We start from the raw sequence: 19,827 nt of genomic DNA, 5'->3' as shown, positions 1-19,827 counted from the left end.
GGGAGTTATAATTTATAGAATCGCTATACCGATAGCCGCACTCTGGAGCGCACATGAAAACTAAACTGAACGAACTGCTCGAATTCCCTTGCTCATTTACCTACAAAGTAATGGGCCTGGCACAACCCGAGCTGGTGGACCAGGTGGTTGAAGTGGTGCAGCGCCATGCTCCCGGGGATTACAACCCACAGGTTAAACCTAGCAGCAAAGGCAATTACCACTCCGTGTCCATCACCATCACCGCCACCCATATCGATCAGGTGGAAACCTTATATGATGAGTTGGGCAACATTGAAATTGTCCGCATGGTGCTGTAATTCCAGCACAAACCCCTGCATTTCAGCCCGGGCCAGAGCATCCTCTGCCCGGGTTGCGCATTTTTGGTCAGCGAAATGCTGGCCGCGGGCCAGAGCGCTCGGTATAATGGCATTACCACTTCTGTAACCTGACGATGACTCTTTTGCAACCAGACAAGATCATTTTGCGTCAGCTGGGGTTGCAGCCCTACGAGCCTGTATCCCAAGCCATGCACAACTTCACCGATCGCCGAACCGAAACCACGCCCGATGAGCTGTGGCTGGTTCAGCATCAGCCCGTGTTCACCCAGGGCCAGGCCGGTAAAGCGGAGCATCTGTTAATGCCGGGTGACATTCCGGTTGTCCAGAGCGACCGCGGTGGCCAGGTAACCTATCATGGGCCGGGGCAGCAGGTGATGTACGTGATGGTCGATCTGAAACGCAACAAGGTTGGCGTTCGCCAACTGGTCACGGCTATCGAAGATACCGTTATTAATACCCTCGCCCACTTTCACATCGAATCGCGCGCCCGTCCGGATGCGCCCGGTGTTTACGTGGGAGAGCAAAAAATCTGTTCGTTGGGTTTGCGGATCCGTAAAGGCAGTTCATTCCACGGCCTGGCCCTGAATGTAGCTATGGATCTCAGCCCCTTCCAGCGTATCAACCCTTGCGGTTACGCCGGTATGCAGATGGCGCAGGTCAGCGCGCTGGTGCCCGGCGTTGGCATTGAAGACGTACACCCAGTCCTGGTACAGGAATTTGTTCATTTACTCGGCTACCCGAAGGTCGAGCTTCGTAACTGGAACCTGCACGATTATGAGTAAACCAATTCAGATGGAACGCGGCGTCAAATACCGCGATGCAGACAAAATGGCGTTGATCCCGGTTAAAACGGTGGTCACTGAACGGCAGGAGCTGTTACGTAAACCCGAGTGGATGAAAATCAAACTTCCTGCCGACTCTACGCGCATTCAGGGCATTAAAGCCGCCATGCGTAAAAACGGTCTGCATTCGGTGTGCGAAGAAGCTTCCTGTCCGAACCTCTCTGAGTGCTTCAACCACGGCACCGCTACCTTTATGATCCTCGGTGCCATCTGTACCCGCCGCTGCCCATTCTGCGACGTGGCCCACGGTCGCCCGGTGGCACCAGATGCCAACGAGCCGGAAAAACTGGCTCAAACCATCGCCGATATGGGTCTGCGTTACGTAGTGATCACCTCGGTGGACCGCGACGACTTGCGTGACGGCGGCGCCCAGCACTTTGCCGACTGTATCGCCGCTATCCGCGCTAAAAACCCGACCATCAAGATTGAAACGCTGGTACCGGACTTCCGCGGTCGTATGGATCGTGCGCTGGAAATCCTGACCGAAACACCACCGGATGTGTTTAACCACAACCTGGAAAACGTACCGCGCGTCTACCGTCAGGTTCGTCCGGGCGCTAACTACGAGTGGTCATTGAAGCTGCTGGAACGGTTTAAAGAAGCGCATCCGCACATCCCAACCAAGTCTGGCCTGATGGTCGGCCTGGGGGAAACCAATGCGGAAATCGTTGAAGTGATGCGCGATCTGCGTCGCCATGGCGTCACCATGCTGACTCTGGGCCAGTACCTGCAGCCAAGCCGCCATCATCTGCCGGTACAGCGTTACGTCAGTCCGGCCGAGTTCGATGAAATGAAAGAAGAAGCAATGGCAATGGGCTTCACCCATGCCGCTTGCGGTCCATTTGTCCGTTCTTCCTACCATGCCGATTTGCAGGCGAAAGGGATGGAAGTTAAGTAATTCTGGTAATGGATTGTTACCATTAAACTGACAGATACGGCAAAAAACGGATGACCCTGCGGCATCCGTTTTTTATTGCCCGTCAGAAAGCAGAATTAAACGTCTTTCTTTTCGACGCTCTGCGGGTTGGACTGACTTTCTGCCGTATTTGCCGGTGGCGGAGTCGTATCGTCACCCACCGCCTTTTTGAAGCCCTTCAGCGCAGCACCCAAATCAGCGCCCAAAGTACGCAGTTTGCTGGTACCGAACAGCAAGATGATCAACACCGCAATCACCAGAAGTTTGGTAATACTGATCCCTTCCATACTCACCTTCTTATTCATATAGCGCTGCGGACGCAGCGAGAAAACAAACCTTGCCTGAGGATATTTACCTACTTTCCCAGATTCAAAACAATAGCAACATGTAACAGAGTAAGATCCCACGCCAATATGCAACTTTAAATCGGCTGGGTACGCTTCAGACTATTCTGAGTTTTTACCCCGCATGATAGTCTGTCCTCCTGCTCATCATGGAGTTGCCGGATGTATACGCCTTCAGTCATTGATACCCGACGTTCCGGCCTCAGCTTCGCCAGACGCACCTACCTGCCACGCATTGTCGGTCTGGGGGTCGGTTTTATCTGTGTATTCTCGGTGCTTTATTCACAGCAGACGTCCCCCTGGCTATGGGGCCTGCTGATTTTCCACGGGTTTATCTGGCCACACCTTGCCTATCAATGGGCGCGCCGTTCCGCCATGCCCTTCAAGGCTGAAATCCGCAACCTGCTGATCGATTCATTTTTCGGCGGGCTGTGGGTGGCAATGATGGCATTCAATGCCTTACCGTCGGTCGTTATCCTGTCGATGATGGGCATGAATAACATCGCCTCCGCCGGAAAATCACTGTTCCTTAAAGGATTGGCGGTGCAGGTGCTCAGTGCCCTGGCAATAAGCGCACTGTTGGGCTTCCCTTTCCAACCACAAAGCACACCGCTGCAGATCTATCTGTGTCTGCCGATGATCTACCTCTACCCCACGCTATTGGGGTTGGTGACGTACCGTACCGCCAAGAGACTGGCGGAGAAAAAGCAGGAGTTGCTGCGCATCAGCATGCGTGACGGTCTGACCGGGTTGTACAACCGTCGCCATTGGGAACATTTGCTGCATCACCAATTTGACAGCTGCCGCCGCTATCAGCACAGCGCGACCCTGATCCTGATGGATATCGATCGCTTTAAGACCATTAACGACAGCTTTGGCCATGCGCTGGGTGACGAGGCGCTGGCGGTACTGGCAGAGGAACTGCTTATCGGTCTGCGCGCCGTGGATATTGTCGGGCGCTACGGCGGCGACGAGTTTGGGGCGGTGTTGCCCAACACCAGCGCCGAACAGGCCAGCATAGCGCTATTGCGCATTCAGGAGCGGCTGAACACGATTGTGTTCCGCGAAGCGCCACAGTTACGGCTGAACATCAGTGCAGGCATTGCGGATTATCATGGCGATATGAAAGGCTATCTGGACTGGTTAAAAGCTGCCGACAACGCGCTGTACCGGGCGAAGAACAAAGGCCGCAACCGCCTGGAACTGGCCGTCCCTGGCCACTGAGGCCAGAGGGACAATTTTCACTTTCCAGCCACTTTTGATACTACAAAATAGGCAACGTCGGGTGTAAGATCCCACCTGCGCGGCAAACAGCGGCGCCGATCCACGGAGATGACATTCCTCCTTAACCGCCTTCACGGGCTGATGATGTCTACGTAACCTCTCAGAGAGGTGCGTAGCATTGCGCCTGAACCTTTCTGAGTTTGTCCCCCATTTAATGAAAGGCAGTTTCGACCATGTTGAGTTCTTTACTGGCAGTTTTTATTGGCGGCGGTATGGGTAGCGTTCTGCGCTGGGCCATAAGCATGAAGATGAATCCGCTTAACGCGCACATCCCGCTGGGGACGCTGGCAGTCAATCTGCTGGGCGGCTTTATTATCGGTTTGGCTATCGCCATCTTCACCCGTCTGACGCACCTGGATCCCACCTGGAAGTTGCTGATCACCACCGGTTTTTGCGGTGGGTTGACCACCTTTTCCACCTTCTCTTTGGAGGTGGTGTATTTGCTGCAGGATGGCCGTTTTGCCTGGGCGTTGGCCAATATGCTGCTCAATCTGGCGGGATCGCTGGTGATGACCCTGTTGGCATTTATGCTGGTGGTCTGGATTAACGGGCAATAATTTAATTTCGGAGTCTTAATGTTTCCTTAATCTGCCCTAAGCATAATCTCATCCAGTACCCCACTGGATGAGAACTCAGATGTTTAGCCTGCCAAAAACGCCCACTGAAGTCACCGCCACCCTACTGTGCCTGCTCATTGTTGGGGCCTTCCTCAAGGTTTATCTGTTCGCCTGAAGCCAACCGCTGCAAACCCCACCTTTACAGTTGCGCTCTTGCCTATTGCCATTGTTGCATTACAATTGAGAATGAACGTTCGCACCCAGAAGGCGAACCGCATTTCACTTGGCAAAGGATCGGGACATGATATCCACCAGCGACAGCAGGCAGGCCAAAGTACAGGCCCGCCGCGATCAGATTGTCGACGCAGCAAAACTCTGTTTTCGTCAGCACGGTTTTCACGCCGCCAGCATGGCGGAAATCGCGCAGGGTTCCCAGCTTAGCGTCGGCCAGATTTACCGCTACTTCGACAACAAAGATGCGATCATCGAAGAGATCGTTAACCGCATCATCGCCAGTAAAATGCGGCGGCTGGAAGATCTTGGCGATCATATCAACCTGATCGCAGGCACCCTGGCGGCGCGCACTCTGTTTCAACAACCGGGTGAAAGCGAAACCGATCATATGCTGATGCTGGAAGTCACCGCCGAAGCTACCCGTAACCCGACAGTGGCAAAAATGCTCAGCGATGCCGAAACGCGGTTATTCCACCATGTTTGCCAAAACCTGCAGCGGATCTACCCGCACTTCAGCGAGCAGGAGATCGCCGCCAGAGTAGAGTTTATCGCCGTATTAAGCGAAGGCACCGGTTACCGCATACTGACCACACAAAAAGCCGACGTCAGCCTGCTGAACGGCCTATACCAACAAGCTATCTCTCACCTGTTCAGGAAACCCTAATCCTTATGACCAGACAACTCGCCAGACAACGTCTGGTGTACGCGCTCGTGCTTGGCCTGCTAGCCTCACTGGGGCCGCTGTGCATCGACCTCTACCTGCCCGCCCTGCCGGAAATGGCCGGCGATCTGAATACCTCAACCGCTACGGCGCAGCTCAGCCTGACCGCCGGCCTGCTCGGTTTGGGCGTCGGCCAGCTGATTTTTGGCCCCTACAGCGACAAGCTCGGCCGTATGCGCCCGCTGTTACTGTCGCTGACGCTGCTGCTTGCCGCCTCGCTGTGGTGCGCCCTGGCCCCCAATATCGATCAGTTGCTGATTGCCCGTCTGCTGCAAGGGCTGGCCGGTGCCGGCGGTGCCGTCATTTCTCGCGCCATCGCCCGTGACCTTTATTCCGGACACGAACTGACGCGTTTCTTTGCCCTGCTGATGTTGGTCAACGGCCTGGCACCGATCATTGCGCCGGTGTTGGGGGGCGCCTTGCTGCAGTTTATGGACTGGCGCGGAATTTTCGGCGTACTGGCGGCCATTGCCGTGCTGTTGTTCACGCTCGCCAGCCTGAAGTTAGATGAGTCATTGCCTGCCGAACGCCGCAGCCAGGGCGGTATTTTTGCCATGTTGCGGTCACTGGGCGGATTGCTGACCCAGCGTCAGTTTATGGGCCTGTGTCTGACGCAAGGTTTTGTGATGGCCGGGATGTTCGCCTATATCGGCGCCTCGCCTTTCGTGCTGCAGCAGATTTATGGCCTCAGCCCGCAGATGTTCAGCCTGTGCTTCGCCATCAACGGTGTCGGACTGATTATTTCCGCGCAGATCGCCAGCCGCCTGAGCATACATTTTGGTGAAAGGAAGGTATTGAAAGGCGGATTAACCCTGGCGGCGGTTTCTTCGCTGCTGTTACTGTTGGCAGCCAGCCTGCATGCGCCGCTGCCACTGTTGATGGTGCCGCTATTCTTCTCGGTGGCCGTGATCGGTATTGTCGGCCCGACGGCATCATCATTGGCGATGCAAAGCCAGGGCGACAAGGCGGGCAGCGCCTCTGCGCTGATTGGCGTGAGCATGTTCGCACTCGGTGCCTGTAGCGTGCCCTTGACGGGGCTGGGTGGTACTTCCAGCGTATCAATGGCACTGACCATTGTCGGCTGTTACGCCGTCGCCATTACGCTGTTTAAACTGCTGGTACGCAAAGCTCAGGCATAAAGCGACGGAAAAAAGGCAATAAAAAACCCGCTCAGTGAGCGGGTTTTAAGAATTTCGGCTGTAGCATTAGATAGCGATAACGTTAGCAGCAGATGGGCCTTTGGCACCGTTCGTGATTTCAAATTCTACACGCTGGCCTTCAGCAAGAGTTTTGAAACCATTGCTAGCGATGGCAGAGAAGTGAACGAAAACGTCCTTGCTACCATCTTCCGGAGTAATGAAGCCGAAGCCTTTGGATTCATTAAACCACTTAACGCTACCTTTAATCTTAGACATCAAACTTACCTTTAACGTGAATGAAAGACACTAAACATGTGTCCAATACAGTACAGCAATTAGACGGGATTTTGTCCACAACCTGGATCACATAAAATCGATAAAGAGTGAAAAAATCCGTGTGCTTCGGTGTAAATCGCTTGTCCCCTTTGCCATTGTCTCTGCAGGTAGTCCATTCCTCTTCAAACTACGTCGAACAACGGTCGAACGCCTGTTTCACCCGCGGTCAGCCTGCCTTGCCGGCGTGATGCAGACACAATCGCTATGAAATATAACCAGATAGTCTTTTTGCTTCCGGCCGCCCTGCACTAGGGTTAAGACTTATTAACCACTGTGAGCCAAGACTATGACCAGCCAACTGGCCGAAAAAATCGTCGCCTACCGCCGTGAACTGCATCAGAACCCTGAGCTGTCCAACCACGAATTTGCCACTACCGCCCGCCTGACCCGCTGGCTGGAAGAGGCCGGTATCCGTATTCTTCCGCTGGCGCTGAAGACCGGCGTGGTGGCTGAAATCGGCAGTGGCAAGGGGCCAATCATTGCGCTGCGCGGGGATATTGACGCCCTGCCGATTGAAGAAATTTCCGGGGTGCCGTTCAGTTCGCAAAACAGCGGCGTGATGCACGCCTGCGGACATGATTTTCACACCTCGGTGATGCTGGGCGCGGCGCATTTGTTGAAAGCACGCGAAGCCACCCTGCCTGGCACGGTACGCATTTTCTTCCAACCGGCGGAGGAAACCTTCAACGGTGCCCAGCACCTGATCGATGCCGGAGCCCTGGATAACGTGGCGGCGGTATTCGGTCTGCACAACGCGCCGGAGCTGCCGACCGGTACCTTTGCCACCCGCGCCGGGGCGTTTTACGCCAACGTCGATCGCTTCCAGATCCTGATCACCGGCAAAGGGGCGCACGCCGCCAAACCGGAGCAAGGGGTGGACACCATCGTCACCGCCAGCCAGATTGTCAACGCGCTGCAGACCCTGCCCAGCCGCAGCTTCAGTTCGCTGGAGTCGTTGGTGGTGAGCGTCACGCGCATTGCGGGCGGTAACACCTGGAATGTCCTGCCGCAGACCGTAGAGCTGGAAGGGACTGTACGGACCCATAGCGATAAGGTCCGCCGCCAGGTACCGGATAAAATTCGCCAGGTGATTAACGGCGTCGCCGCATCCCTTGGCGCACAAGCGGAACTACGCTGGCAGGCCGGTCCACCGGCGGTGGTCAACGACGCGCGCTGGGCAGCCTTCAGTAAAACCGTCGCCGCCGAAGCCGGTTACCGGGTAGAAGAGGCTGAGCTACAGATGGGCGGAGAAGACTTTGCGCTTTATCTGCACCACGTACCGGGCGTCTTTGTCAGTATCGGCTCGGCGAGTGAGTTTGGCCTGCACCACCCGCGTTTCAACCCGGATGAACAGGCGATTTTCCCGGCCTCACAATATTTTGAACTGTTAGCTGAGCGCACGCTGCAGCAATTAGCTACCACGCCGGAAAAAGCCACCAGCAAGGCATAGCGCTCGGCCGGTTATTATTCGCGGCGCAGTGTATTCTGCGCTGCGAGTTATTATTTCCCCTCGGTTATATTTGCCAATTTCAACATTAGAATATGCTGTTTTGTTGTTTTACATCCTGATGGTGCTCGTCAATAGTGGGGCTCTAAAGATAGCGCCACACCGGCACTTAACAGGGTGAAAGCAATGAGCAACAGTGCAAAAGAACCACGACAATTGCGCCTTGGCGCCATTTTGCATGGCGCATCGGGAAATATGTCCGCCTGGCGACATCCGGACGCTACTGCCGATGCCAGTATTAATCTCGATTTTAATATTGCCACGGCAAAAAAAGCCGAACAGGGTAAATTGGATTTCGTATTTGTGGCCGACGGCTTATATATCAATGAGAAATCCATTCCCCATTTTCTCAATCGTTTTGAACCCTTAACCCTGCTCGCCGCACTGTCCGCCGCCACCGATAAAATCGGGCTGGTGGGCACCTTATCCACCTCGTACAGCGATCCCTTTACCGTTGCGCGCCAGTTCGCCAGCCTGGATCACCTCAGCAAAGGCCGGGCCGGCTGGAACGTGGTGACCTCACCGCTGGAAGGGTCGGCAAAGAACTTCTCGCGCGCCGAGCATCCTGAACACAGCCTGCGCTACCGCATTGCCAGCGAATACCTCGACGTCACCAAAGGGTTATGGGACTCGTGGGAAAGCGACGCTTTTGTGCGAAACAAGAACAGCGGTGAATTCTTCAGCGCCGGTAAACTGCATACCCTAAATCACCAGGGCGAGTTCTTCTCGGTTCAGGGGCCGCTGAATATCGGCCGCACGCCGCAGGGGCGGCCCATTCTGTTCCAGGCCGGCGCCTCGGAGGACGGCAAGCAACTGGCAGCCAAACACGCCGACGCCATTTTCACCCACCATGAAAGCCAGCAACAGGCACAGGCATTTTATCAGGACGTTAAAAAACAGTTGGTGGAACAAGGCCGCGAACCGGATGACCTGCGGATCTTTCAGGGCGTCAGCGTGATTGTCGGTGACGACAATGAAGACGTGGAGCGCCAGTATTGGGAAACCGCCCGCCTGGTCAGTATCGAAAACGCACTCAACTACCTTGGCCGCTATTTCGAGCACTATGATTTCGCCCGTCATCCGCTCGATGAACCCTTCCCGGACGTCGGTGAACTGGGGCAAAACAGCTTCCGCAGCACCACCGACGCCATCAAGCGCAATGCCCGCGAACGCAATCTGACGCTACGGGAAGTCGCGCTGGAAGCCGCCTCACCTCGCCCGGTATTTGGCGGCACGCCGGAAGCGGTAGCGGACGGCCTGCAAAACTGGTTCGACACCCAGGCCGCGGACGGTTTCATCATCAGCGGCGGCACGCCAAATTCATTCGGCCACTTTGTCGATCGCGTGGTGCCGATCCTGCAGCAGCGCGGCCTGTTCCGCAGCGATTACAGCGGTGACACGCTGCGTGACCATCTGGGCCTCAAGTTGCCAGCCAATCAATTCACCCAATAACAATAATAATTTCTCAGGGATATCCGCTATGCGAACAACCTTTAGCGTCCTGCCCACCCAACGTAACGATCTGGGCGATTAGGAGCATACAGATGGCAAACGACGTTTTTATCCAAACGCTGCCGAACGATCCGCTGGTCCAGCCGGTGATCGCAGGGCTTTTCGGTGAATATCGCCAACGCTACGGCGACTATTTTGGTGACCAGGAACAGGAAGCGCTGGATGTGTACGCCCCACCGCAAGGCGCCTTTATCGTGCTGTTGCGCGCTGGGGAGCCGATCGCCATGGGGGCCTTCAAACGCTACGATCCGCAAACTGCCGAGCTGAAGCGCATCTGGACACGAACCGATCTGCGCCGCCAGGGTCTGGCACAGCGGGTATTGCAGCAACTGGAAACGCTTGCGCAGCAACAGGGTTATCGCCAACTCTACCTGACCACCGGTTTTCGCCAGCCAGAGGCGGTGGGCTTGTATTTGAGCAATGGCTACCAGCCGCAGTTCGATACCAGCGTCGATACTGAAGTCTACAGCCGCCCCCCTTACGATGGCCGGCTGCCATTTCGCAAAAGCCTGATAACAGCGGACGCACTCTGTTGCGCGCCGGAAAGGAAGATTGCCTAGGGGACGTTCCCCGTTCTTCGCCCTTTTATCTGTTTCAGGAGAGTTGTGATGTCCAAACAAGAAGTCTTAAAAGTGGTTCCCGCACGTTACCCGCTGCGGCTGGCAGGTGCGTTGTTCTCGGTGTTTATTCTGGCTGCGATCCTCCAGTCTGTGGCGACCAACGAGCGCTGGGAATGGGGGGTATTCGCCGAATGGTTCTTTGCCCCGGCGGTATTATCGGGGCTGGGGCAAACCCTGCTGCTGACGCTGCTCGGCACGCTGTTCAGTATCATCTTCGGTACGCTGCTGGCCCTGGCGCGGTTATCGCGCTCCTACCTGTTGGCCTCATTGGCATGGGGTTATATCTGGCTGTTCCGCTCGCTGCCGCTGATCCTGGTGCTGATCGTTCTGTATAACTTCTCTTATCTGTACGACTCAATCTCACTGGGTATCCCCTTTACCTCGCTGGTGTTCGCCAGCTATCCGACCATCGATATCCTCAGCCAGTTCTCGGTGGCGGTGCTGGGGCTGACGCTGGTGCAGTCGGCCTATACCGCAGAAATCATCCGCGGCGGCATTATCGGGGTCGAATACGGCCAGCATGAAGCGGCAGCTGCACTGGGTCTGCCAGGCTATCGCCGCACTTTCCGCATTATTTTGCCCCAGGCGCTGCGCTCAATCATTCCGACCGGCTTCAATGAAATTATCAGCCTGGCGAAGGGCACTTCGATTGTCTACGTGCTGGCGCTGCCGGAGCTGTTTTATACCATTCAGGTGATCTACAACCGCACCCAGCAGGTGATACCGCTGCTGATGGTCGCCACCGTCTGGTACCTGTTCATCACCACCGCGCTGTCGGTCATTCAGTATTACATCGAACGCTATTTCGCCCGTGGCGCAGTGCGCGAACTGCCGCCAACGCCATGGCAGAAACTGGCCGGCTGGTTAAAACCTTAGGAGGATCCCATGTCCGAAGCCATTGATTATTATGCCCTGCGCGAAGCGGCGGTACACAGCATCGTGCCAGTACCGGCACGCGGCCTGATTGAAATCAGCAACGTCAGCAAATTTTTCGGTAAACACAAGGCGCTGGACGACGTCAGCCTGACATTGCAACCGGGCACCGTCACGGTGATCCTCGGCCCTTCCGGTTCCGGCAAGTCCACCCTGCTGCGGGCCATCAACCACCTGGAGCGTGTCGATGAAGGCTTTATCCGGATCGACGGTGACTATGTTGGCTACCGGCGCAAAGGTGACAAGCTGTATGAGCTAAAAGAGAACGCCATTCTCAAGCAGCGTATCAACGTCGGTTATGTGTTCCAGAACTTCAACCTGTTCCCTCACCTGACGGTACTGGAGAACATCATTGAAGCCCCGATAGTGCATAAAATTTACTCGCGGGCCGAGGCCAAAGAGGTCGCTTATCAACTGCTGGATACCGTCGGCCTGCGCCACAAGGCAGACGCCTACCCACGCCATCTGTCCGGCGGGCAACAGCAGCGCATCGCCATTGCCCGTGCTTTGGCGCTGAACCCGAAGGTGATTTTGTTTGATGAACCGACCTCGGCGCTCGATCCAGAGCTGGTCGGTGAAGTATTGGACGTCATCAAGGGGCTGGCAGATCTTGGCGTAACGCTGGTGGTGGTCACCCATGAAATTGGCTTTGCGCGCGAGGCGGCGGATCAGATTGTTTTTATGGTCGATGGGCAAATCGTCGAACAGGGCGACGCTCGTCGGGTGCTGAACCATCCGCAACACCCTCGCACCATCAACTTCCTCAATAAAGTGCTGTGATCAACGGGGCGTCAGCGGCGCCCCGCTCTATTAGAGAGACGCGAAACGGCGCTTTTCAGCGGTAAAATCCAGCGGTTTGATGCCACGCTGATTACGATCCTGCGCAGTCAGTAGCGCCGGAGGAATAAACCAGGTCACTTCAAACAATAACCCATCCGGATCGTGCCCATAGATGCTTTTGTGCACGCCATGATCTTCTTCCAGCCCAAGAATGCCGCGTTGCGCCAACTGGTCGCGAATGCGCTCGAGTTCGTCCAGACTGTCGACTTCCCAGGCTAAATGGTACAACCCGGCCGGCGGCTCGTTTTCCGCCGGTGGCTCACCGTTGGCGCGAAATACTCCGGCCCGCTGCTGCCCCAGGTTCTTGCTGAACAGCGCCAGATCGTGATCGTTATCCGAATCGGCCGCCTGGGTAAACACCGCTTTCTCGGGGCTGCCTGAGGGTTTGAGCTTAAACCCCAGCACCTGATGATAAAAATCTGCGCTTTGCTGTACATCGCTGACATACAGCACCGCATGGTTTAGCCGTTTAATGCCCATCGATTGTCCCTTTCAGAAATGAATAAAGTCAGAAAGAAAATAGCATGTGCCGACAACCCCGCTAAATGCCGTAATCGCATTATCAAATGCCGGGCACGCAATCTGTCACTGCAGGGCATTCCGCGCTATCATATGCACTGTATTGAGCGACTTTATGAGAATGATGATGAACGGCAAGATAACGACTTTTTTTGAAGACAAAGGCTTCGGCTTTATTACCGATGAGAACGGGGAAAATCGTTATTTTCACGTGATTAAAGTGCAGAATCCGGAGCTGATTAAGAAAAACGCGGCGGTGACTTTCGAACCGACCAACAACACCAAAGGCCCATCGGCGTTTGCGGTCAAGGTGCTGGCGTCGAGTAAGTACATCATCATCGCCAACGAAAGAATCAAGATCACCAGCATCAAATCCTTCAACACCTTCACCAAAGAAGTGCCGGTGAAAGCGGACGTGGATAAAGAAAATACCGTGCTGTCGGTCGGCCTGTTGATGAACCGCATTCGCCCGCAGTCCGAAGAAGCGCCGCAGACCATGCAAACGCTGCGCATGCTGACCATCACCACCTTCCAGAACGACACCCATACCTTCTCTGAACATGAGATCGACATGGATGAAACCCTGAAAGTACTGAAAAGCCTGTAATCCCTTTTCAGGCGTATAAAAAACATTCTAAGCAATTTGATACCACCTGTGTTAGCGTGGGTTTTCACCTGACACAGGCCATTTTACTATGTCTGATACCAGCAGTGTTAAAGGCTTTATCAACCGCTCCACCAAAATCGCCTGCCCCAAATGCGCCTACGTCACCACTCAAAAATGCGCGATGCTGCGGCAAAATGTCATGCTTATCTGCCCAAACTGCGGTACCGAGTTTGAACCCAAGCAGAACTGAAGCCCTTATTTAAACATGATGTGACCAACGCTGTTGCCACTTACCGCGTTAAACGATTCCACCCGGTTACGCCCCTGCGACTTGGCGCGATAAAGCGCGATATCCGCCATATTCATTAACTGTTCCAGCGATTTAACTTCGTTCATCCCCAGACTGGCGACGCCAACGCTGATGGTGATGTTCAACGGCACCTTGCCAGAGGGGAGCAAATCGGCTTTTTGTACCAATTGCCGCAAATGCTCTGCCAGTGCCACCCCCTGCGCCGCCAGCGCCCGCGGCAGCATAATGGCGAACTCTTCCCCACCCAAACGGCCAAACAGCTGATCGTGACGCAACTCGCGCCGGACAATATGGGCGAATGAAGCCAGTACCTGATCGCCCACCAGATGCCCATGGGTATCATTAATCTGTTTAAAATGGTCGATATCGATCAGCAGCAGCGACACCGCCTCCTTCGATTTATGTTTATGCTCCAGCAGTTCACCGGCCTTGCGCGTCATTGCATTGCGCGCCAGTACACCGGTCAGAAAATCGTGATTGGCGCTGTGCTCCAGTCGCCGCAGCAGCTTACGGTTAACGGCAATTGAACTGGCAAGGATCAGTGGCCCCATCACCAGCATGGCAATCCCCAAACGGGCTGACATCAGCGTGTCGAGGAAGGCAACGTGGTTGTTGGGCGTTTCATACAGCATCAGGTTGGCGGAGATACTGCTGATCTCGGTCATACCGGTCAGCAGCGTCAACAAGGTGACCGTGAACAATTGGTAGCGCACCGCGCACCACAGCAGCGCCGGAATGGGAAAGGCAATAGCCCCCGGACCGCCGATATACACACTAAACACCAGTGAAAACAGCAGTGCCAGCAGCGGCATACTGGCACGCAATTGCCAGTTGAACTGCATACGCAACAGTTGTTTAAGACGCGGTGCCGCCAGCAGTACGGGCAACAGCAGCAGGTTGGTCGAGAACTGCTCGCTGAACCAGGCTAACCAGGCGATAACGGCCGTGTTGTTGTACAGGCTGTCATTACGCAGTATCGATAAGGTCGACGCCACCGCCGCGCTACTCAGGCTGGCGGTAAACATATAAAGGATGGTCTGGGGCTTGCCCATCCGGCGCTGCGACTTTGGCAGCAGCGACATCACGCCGTAACCGGTGGCAATCAACGACATATTGCAGGCGTTCAACCACATCGCCAGCGACAGGCTCTCGCCGTTGGCTAAATCGGCGGCGACCATCCCAATATAGATGGCCAGCCAACCGGATGGCCTGGCATAGGCGGGTTTACGTAATAACAGGCCGAGCAAAATCGCATTCACCGGCCAAAACAGCGAAAGCGATCCTATTGGACGGGTAAAAATACCCAGCAGGGAAAGCAAAAAGGCCAGCAGAAAAAGCGTAATCAGCTGGATAGCCGCAGGCAAACCATGTTTGTCGCTTATTCTGGCGTTCATCACCTTACCCATATATTTATAATAACCAGAGCAATTCTATGCATGTTCCCTCGCCCGGCATAATGCAAATGACATGAAAACCAGAGGCAGACTTAAAAAAATACAGGCAGATCAATCACAAAGATACATTCACTTTTATTTAACGGAATGTTCTTAACTCAAGCAGTCAAAGAGATGGTTCATGATGAAACGAAATTTCATCCTGCCGAAAATAATGTTCAAGGATATCTACCAGCATAGCGTAAAGCATCGCCAATCAGCACAATACAATGACCTTAAAAATAAAATGGTATTTTACTTACTGCCAAACCATTCCGCTGGCTATTATTTTTCAGCAAGCGACTCCTGACAACAATTAAAACCGGGAATATAAAAAAAGCCCGCACAGTGCGGGCTCGCTTGAAGAGCAGCTAATTGACAGTTACGACACAGCCATTGCATGCCTGTGTTGCTGCTCATTGTATCGCCGGAAGCTTAAGCCCACCTTAGTAACAAAAAACCCGGTCTAGGAACCGGGAATGTTTGTACGAAATGCAGTGTTAGCCCAAGCAGGCTAATAACATTCACCACTTTACGCTGCAATTGTGTAGAAAAAATGAGCAAAATGGATGGCTGTTAAGCCAGTTTGGCGGCAAAACCCGCCACGCGTTGCCCGTAAAGGCTGGCCGTTTCCAAATCGCCAGACAACATTTCATCCACACCGGCGTCGGCAGGCGTTTGCACCAGCAGCCCTACCGAACCGCCCAGGTTGTTGATATCGGTACGCTGCGCCGACTTGGTATTCGCGGGCATCAGCCCCAGGCTGACCCACAGGCCGCCATGCTGCGAGGCCAGAGTTTGCAGAGCGATCAGCGTAACCTGCTTATCACCATTCAGGCTGGCGCTGTTGGTGAATCCACCGAAAACCTTATCCTGCCACTTACGGCCAAACCAGGCCTTTGAACTGGCATCGGCAAACTTTTTGAATTGCCAGGACGGGCCACCCATATAGGTCGGCGAACCAAAGATAATGGCATCCGCCTCATCGAGTTTCTGCCAGGCTTCATCGCTGATATTGCCTTCCTGATCGATAGCGATCAGTTCCGCTTGCGCGCCCTCGGCAACAACCTTTGCCAAACGCTCGGTGTGGCCGTAGCCGGAATGAAAAATAACCACTGTCTTCGCCATTAGGAACTCCCAGATCGTTGCAGTAGAGTGCCGACGGCACTCGAGGATATTCTTATCCAATCTAATCAACTGACCCTGGGGTGAATACCAAATTTATCTGACAGAGTTATTCAAAAAAACCGGCCGGTACTCATGCGCCAATTGCCTGTGGGCCCTGCTGCCGGGCGAAATCAATAAACGCACGCAGCGGCCGCGGCATTTGCCGGTTGGCGGGGTAGTAAAGATAGAAACCGGGAAACGGTGGCGTCCAGGCCGCCAGCAACGGCAGTAATCGACCGTCGTTCAGTGCCTCTGCCACCTGACTCTCAAACAGATAGGCAATCCCCAATCCATCCACAGCGGCACGCACCAGCACCTGCGGCTCATCGACGATCAGCGGCCCCTCCACCGCGATTTCCAGCTTTTCGCCACCGCGCTCGAATTCCCAACGATAAATACTGCCATTGGTTGGCCAGCGAGTATTCAGGCAGCGGTGCTGACGGAGCGCATCGGGGGTTTGCGGCGTGCCATAACGCGCCAAATAAGCTGGCGAGGCTACCACGCACATTCGTTGCTCGCCCCCCAGCGCGACGGCCACCATATCCTTCTCCAGCCGCTCATGCAGCCGCACACCCGCGTCAAAACCCGCGGCCACCATATCCACCAGCCGATCCTCCACGCTCAGATCCACAACAATATCGGGATAATGCGCATTGAACGGGGCCAACAGCGGAGCCAAGTAATGGATCGCCGCCAGGCCGGAGGCGTTAAGCCGTAGGGTACCCGCAGGCTGTAAACGCAGCGCGGCGGTCTGCGTCACGGCGGCCTCAATCTCGGCAATTGCCGGTGACAAACGCGCCAACAGCAACTCCCCCGCTTGGGTTAGCGCGACACTTCGAGTGGTGCGATTCAGCAGACGCACGCCCAACCGGGTTTCCAGATTGCGCTGCGTCTGGCTAAGCGCTGAGGCGGACATGCCCAATTGCGCTGCGGCACGGGTAAAGCTGCCATGTTCAACAATGACGGCAAAAGCGCGTAATTCCGCGAAGTCACTTCCTCTCATTATGCCCCCTGCACTTAATAATTCATGAAGATTATAGCGTATTCATTACACTCCCGGAGGGGCCTATGCTTGAACAAAACCACAGAGGAAATACCCCATGCTGACATCACTGGCCCTGAACCATTACCGCCTGCTTGGCCGCTCTGGCCTGCGCGTTTCGCCGCTGGCGCTCGGCACCATGACCTTCGGCACCGATTGGGGCTGGGGCGCAGAACAAGCGGAAGCTCGTCGGCTGTTTGACGTTTATGTAGAGCGTGGCGGCAATTTTATTGATACCGCCAACCGCTATACCGAAGGCAGTTCCGAACGATTTATTGGAGAATTCGCCACCGGACGCCGCGACCGTCTGGTGATCGCCACCAAGTACACGCTACCCATGCAGCCCGATAATCCAAACTCTGGCGGTAACCACCGTAAAAGCATGGTGCGCTCGGTGGAAGAAAGCCTGCGACGCCTGAACACCGATTATATCGACCTGCTGTATCTGCACGCCTGGGACGCCACCACTCCGGCGGAGGAGATCATGCGCGCCATGGACGATCTGGTACGGGCCGGCAAAGTGTTATATCTGGCCGTTTCGGATCTGCCCGCCTGGCAGGCCGCCAGAATGCAGACACTGGCAGATTTACGCGGTTGGTCGCCGTTGATTGGCCTGCAGATTGAATACAGCCTGTTGGAACGTACCGTGGAGCGAGAACTGATACCGATGGCGCAAGAGCTGGGCCTTGGCGTCATTCCATGGTCACCGCTGTCCGGTGGCATATTGAGCGGAAAATACAGTCGCCAGGATTTACAAGCGCAGGGGGAAGAGAACGGAACCCGACGTGCCATGGTTCGCAACAAAGGTATGCTGACCGAGCGCAACATTACCCTTGCCGAAACGGTATTAACCCTGGCCAGGGAGGCGGGTTTTAGCCCTTCTCAAGTGGCCCTGGCCTGGACGCTGCGCAACCCGGCAGTGACGGCCCCAATCATAGGTGTACGCACGCTGGCACAACTGGAAGATAACCTGGGAGCGCTGGAGGTCAGGCTGACAGCAGAGCAGTGGCGGCGTCTGGACACGGCAAGCGCCATTGAACTGGGTTTCCCCCATGATTTTCTGGCGCTACAGGTTACGCGCGACATTATGTTTGGCGGTTTGACGATTGAGCGCAGATAAAAAAAATCCCGCACCAGGCGGGATAAACTTAACAGGGATGGGGTAATACACTACAGGGAATGGATAACACACAACATCATCGGGTAGGACTACATTACCAATCCCAATGTATAGAACTGTCATCCCTGAGTAAGTTTGCTCCGGCAGATGTAACGCCGGATGGAAATGTGACATTGTTGCCCCTGGCGCTACCGTTCAGGAACTCGCGCAGCGCTTTAGCAACCTCACACAAATGATTAATAAATAATCGATCAAGGGCTATTAAAAGCCCCGGGTGGTATACTGAAAAACCCCTACATCTACCCGGTGAAAGATATGTCTATCTTTGATGCCCTTAAGATGTTCAGCAACACAACGGTTAAAGTGACGTGTCCAGAATGCGCTCACGTGTTTGAACAAAATAGCCGCAAAGTGCGTAAAAACATCACCCTGATTTGCCCCAAATGCGGCCACTATTTCCTTCCTGACGAAAAGTAGTGCCTGCAACGCCTCACCGCCTTTAGTGCGAAAGCTGAGTGGTATAGTTGGCGGCAACCCAACGATAGCCGTTGCCCTCGGCCTTCACGTGCCCCAGCCCGGGGAATGAGATATGGGCTGCGGCCACCCAATCTCCCTCGCGCGCCACCTGTGCCAGAATACGCTCTCGGGTTTGCACTGCCTGCTGTTGGTTCACATCAAAATGGATCGCCACCTCAGGGTCCGGCATTTGCACCGCCTTGGCATGAATGATGTCACCCCACAATACCAGCGTTTGCCCTTCGCTTTCGACCCGATAGACCACGCTACCCGGCGTGTGGCCCGGTGCCGGTAGCGCCTGGATACCGTCCAGTACTCTTAGCGGCGCAGTGAAAGTTTTCAGCTTACCGGCTGCGATCACCGGATTAAGCGAATCTGCCGACTCCTTGAAGGTATGCCTCTGGCTCGCCTCCACCTTGCCGAGATTGGCCGTATTCAGCCAAAAATCCACGTCTTTTTTATCGACATAAACCAGCGCATTAGGAAATGCCGGTTTGCCGTTTAACGACGCTCCGCCAGAGTGATCGCCATGTATGTGGGTCAACAGTACCGCGTCCAGGGTTTCCGCCGGGTAGCCCGCCGCACGCAGATTTTCCAACAGGTGCCCACCGGTTTTGCCCAATAGCGGTCCGGCCCCCGTATCAACCAGCACTCGCTGCTTGCCGGTATCAATAACAAAGGTGTTGATTGAAGTTTCCGCCTGCGGCGTCATCGCCTCCAGGGCCATCCTTTGCTTCAGCTCCTGCGGCGAGATATGGGTCAACAATTTATCGAGCGGGATGGTCACCGTGCCGTCGGACACGGCGGTAATGACAAATTTACCCAGTGGCATGCGGTAATAGCCCGGTGCCTGTGCCTGGACCTGCACATCCGCCGTGGCGGCACCAGTCAACAGTAAGCCGGCAAATGCCAGCGCAGAAAACAGCTTCATAACATCCCCTTCAGTTAGAAAAATGCGTCGCCTTTAACGCTGACGGAGATTATGGTAGC

General features: G+C 54.9%; 23 protein-coding genes and 1 riboswitch. Of the genes, 16 read left to right on the top strand and 7 right to left on the bottom strand.

What is annotated here, in order from left to right:
- Positions 1–53: 53 nt before the first annotated feature.
- The 3 genes from ybeD (at position 54) to lipA (ending at position 2,078) form a co-directional block, all read left to right on the top strand.
- Positions 54–317, top strand: coding sequence for a DUF493 family protein YbeD (gene ybeD, locus OCH02_RS20425; protein WP_009636895.1), 264 nt, complete (start codon positions 54–56; stop codon positions 315–317).
- A gap of 134 nt (positions 318–451) precedes the next feature.
- On the top strand, positions 452–1,120 hold the full coding sequence (gene lipB / locus OCH02_RS20420) for a lipoyl(octanoyl) transferase LipB (protein ID WP_085115566.1): 669 nt from the start codon (positions 452–454) through the stop codon (positions 1,118–1,120).
- The gene (gene lipA, locus OCH02_RS20415; protein ID WP_012005634.1) at positions 1,113–2,078 is read left to right on the top strand and encodes a lipoyl synthase; all 966 of its coding nucleotides are present in this window, start codon (positions 1,113–1,115) and stop codon (positions 2,076–2,078) included. Before lipB ends, lipA begins: the two co-directional genes overlap by 8 nt.
- Before the next feature lie 95 nt (positions 2,079–2,173).
- On the opposite strand, the gene tatA is transcribed toward lipA, so the two are convergent.
- Complete coding sequence (gene tatA / locus OCH02_RS20410) at positions 2,174–2,383, bottom strand: Sec-independent protein translocase subunit TatA (RefSeq protein WP_006324068.1); 210 nt, start codon at positions 2,381–2,383, stop codon at positions 2,174–2,176.
- 219 nt (positions 2,384–2,602) lie between these two features.
- On the opposite strand from tatA, the gene OCH02_RS20405 reads away from it, so the two are divergent.
- From OCH02_RS20405 to OCH02_RS20390, 4 genes are all read left to right on the top strand, one after another.
- Entirely contained in the window at positions 2,603–3,664 is a 1,062-nt protein-coding gene (locus OCH02_RS20405; protein WP_261432727.1) for a diguanylate cyclase, read from the top strand.
- Between the two features lie 95 nt (positions 3,665–3,759).
- A riboswitch (Fluoride riboswitch) is annotated at positions 3,760–3,822 on the top strand.
- Positions 3,823–3,897: 75 nt separating this feature from the next.
- The gene (gene crcB, locus OCH02_RS20400) at positions 3,898–4,281 is read left to right on the top strand and encodes a fluoride efflux transporter CrcB (protein WP_153857721.1); all 384 of its coding nucleotides are present in this window, start codon (positions 3,898–3,900) and stop codon (positions 4,279–4,281) included.
- 301 nt (positions 4,282–4,582) lie between these two features.
- Complete coding sequence (locus OCH02_RS20395; RefSeq protein WP_261432726.1) at positions 4,583–5,179, top strand: TetR/AcrR family transcriptional regulator; 597 nt, start codon at positions 4,583–4,585, stop codon at positions 5,177–5,179.
- Between the two features lie 5 nt (positions 5,180–5,184).
- On the top strand, positions 5,185–6,375 hold the full coding sequence (locus OCH02_RS20390) for a multidrug effflux MFS transporter (RefSeq protein ID WP_261432725.1): 1,191 nt from the start codon (positions 5,185–5,187) through the stop codon (positions 6,373–6,375).
- 66 nt (positions 6,376–6,441) lie between these two features.
- Here the strand turns inward: OCH02_RS20390 and cspE are convergent, their stop codons facing one another.
- Positions 6,442–6,651, bottom strand: coding sequence for a transcription antiterminator/RNA stability regulator CspE (gene cspE, locus OCH02_RS20385; RefSeq protein WP_002210315.1), 210 nt, complete (start codon positions 6,649–6,651; stop codon positions 6,442–6,444).
- Between the two features lie 346 nt (positions 6,652–6,997).
- Here cspE and OCH02_RS20380 point away from each other — a divergent pair, with 346 nt between their 5' ends.
- The 5 genes from OCH02_RS20380 to OCH02_RS20360 all read left to right on the top strand — a co-directional run bounded on the left by OCH02_RS20380 (position 6,998) and on the right by OCH02_RS20360 (position 12,063).
- Positions 6,998–8,161 carry a M20 peptidase aminoacylase family protein gene (locus tag OCH02_RS20380; protein WP_261432724.1) on the top strand — a complete coding sequence of 388 codons (1,164 nt, stop codon included), beginning with the start codon at positions 6,998–7,000 and terminating at the stop codon, positions 8,159–8,161.
- Between the two features lie 183 nt (positions 8,162–8,344).
- Positions 8,345–9,670: an LLM class flavin-dependent oxidoreductase gene (locus tag OCH02_RS20375; RefSeq protein ID WP_261432723.1), complete on the top strand. Its 1,326-nt coding sequence runs from the start codon at positions 8,345–8,347 to the stop codon at positions 9,668–9,670.
- A 92-nt stretch (positions 9,671–9,762) separates the two neighbouring features.
- A complete protein-coding gene (locus OCH02_RS20370; RefSeq protein ID WP_261432722.1) occupies positions 9,763–10,290 on the top strand; it encodes a GNAT family N-acetyltransferase in 528 nt (175 codons plus the stop codon).
- 48 nt (positions 10,291–10,338) lie between these two features.
- Complete coding sequence (locus tag OCH02_RS20365) at positions 10,339–11,226, top strand: amino acid ABC transporter permease (protein WP_261432721.1); 888 nt, start codon at positions 10,339–10,341, stop codon at positions 11,224–11,226.
- A gap of 9 nt (positions 11,227–11,235) precedes the next feature.
- Complete coding sequence (locus tag OCH02_RS20360) at positions 11,236–12,063, top strand: amino acid ABC transporter ATP-binding protein (protein WP_012005623.1); 828 nt, start codon at positions 11,236–11,238, stop codon at positions 12,061–12,063.
- Positions 12,064–12,093: 30 nt separating this feature from the next.
- Here the strand turns inward: OCH02_RS20360 and OCH02_RS20355 are convergent, their stop codons facing one another.
- On the bottom strand, positions 12,094–12,603 hold the full coding sequence (locus OCH02_RS20355; RefSeq protein WP_261432720.1) for a VOC family protein: 510 nt from the start codon (positions 12,601–12,603) through the stop codon (positions 12,094–12,096).
- Between the two features lie 166 nt (positions 12,604–12,769).
- Between OCH02_RS20355 and OCH02_RS20350 the strand changes: the two genes are divergently transcribed.
- Together OCH02_RS20350 and OCH02_RS20345 are read left to right on the top strand one after the other, a co-directional pair.
- The gene (locus OCH02_RS20350; RefSeq protein WP_017891897.1) at positions 12,770–13,249 is read left to right on the top strand and encodes a cold-shock protein; all 480 of its coding nucleotides are present in this window, start codon (positions 12,770–12,772) and stop codon (positions 13,247–13,249) included.
- Positions 13,250–13,337: 88 nt separating this feature from the next.
- Positions 13,338–13,499, top strand: coding sequence for a YnfU family zinc-binding protein (locus OCH02_RS20345; protein ID WP_261432718.1), 162 nt, complete (start codon positions 13,338–13,340; stop codon positions 13,497–13,499).
- A gap of 5 nt (positions 13,500–13,504) precedes the next feature.
- On the opposite strand, the gene OCH02_RS20340 is transcribed toward OCH02_RS20345, so the two are convergent.
- The 3 genes from OCH02_RS20340 to OCH02_RS20330 all read right to left on the bottom strand — a co-directional run bounded on the left by OCH02_RS20340 (position 13,505) and on the right by OCH02_RS20330 (position 17,162).
- Positions 13,505–14,953 (bottom strand): GGDEF domain-containing protein, encoded by a 1,449-nt coding sequence (locus OCH02_RS20340; protein WP_261432717.1) that lies wholly within the window; start codon positions 14,951–14,953, stop codon positions 13,505–13,507.
- 615 nt (positions 14,954–15,568) lie between these two features.
- Complete coding sequence (locus OCH02_RS20335; protein WP_174353241.1) at positions 15,569–16,120, bottom strand: flavodoxin family protein; 552 nt, start codon at positions 16,118–16,120, stop codon at positions 15,569–15,571.
- Positions 16,121–16,250: 130 nt separating this feature from the next.
- The gene (locus tag OCH02_RS20330) at positions 16,251–17,162 is read right to left on the bottom strand and encodes a LysR family transcriptional regulator (protein ID WP_261432716.1); all 912 of its coding nucleotides are present in this window, start codon (positions 17,160–17,162) and stop codon (positions 16,251–16,253) included.
- 97 nt (positions 17,163–17,259) lie between these two features.
- Between OCH02_RS20330 and OCH02_RS20325 the strand changes: the two genes are divergently transcribed.
- Both OCH02_RS20325 and OCH02_RS20320 read left to right on the top strand, forming a co-directional pair.
- Positions 17,260–18,321, top strand: a complete 1,062-nt coding sequence (locus OCH02_RS20325; protein ID WP_261432715.1) for an aldo/keto reductase — start codon at positions 17,260–17,262, stop codon at positions 18,319–18,321.
- A 315-nt stretch (positions 18,322–18,636) separates the two neighbouring features.
- Entirely contained in the window at positions 18,637–18,798 is a 162-nt protein-coding gene (locus OCH02_RS20320; RefSeq protein WP_315899233.1) for a YnfU family zinc-binding protein, read from the top strand.
- A 22-nt stretch (positions 18,799–18,820) separates the two neighbouring features.
- On the opposite strand, the gene OCH02_RS20315 is transcribed toward OCH02_RS20320, so the two are convergent.
- The gene (locus tag OCH02_RS20315) at positions 18,821–19,768 is read right to left on the bottom strand and encodes an MBL fold metallo-hydrolase (RefSeq protein WP_261432714.1); all 948 of its coding nucleotides are present in this window, start codon (positions 19,766–19,768) and stop codon (positions 18,821–18,823) included.
- Positions 19,769–19,827: the final 59 nt, after the last annotated feature.

It is taken from the genome of Serratia quinivorans (assembly GCF_946227985.1).
Classification (GTDB): Bacteria; Pseudomonadota; Gammaproteobacteria; order Enterobacterales; family Enterobacteriaceae; genus Serratia; species Serratia quinivorans_A.
This window is presented reverse-complemented; position numbering and strand designations above follow the sequence as displayed.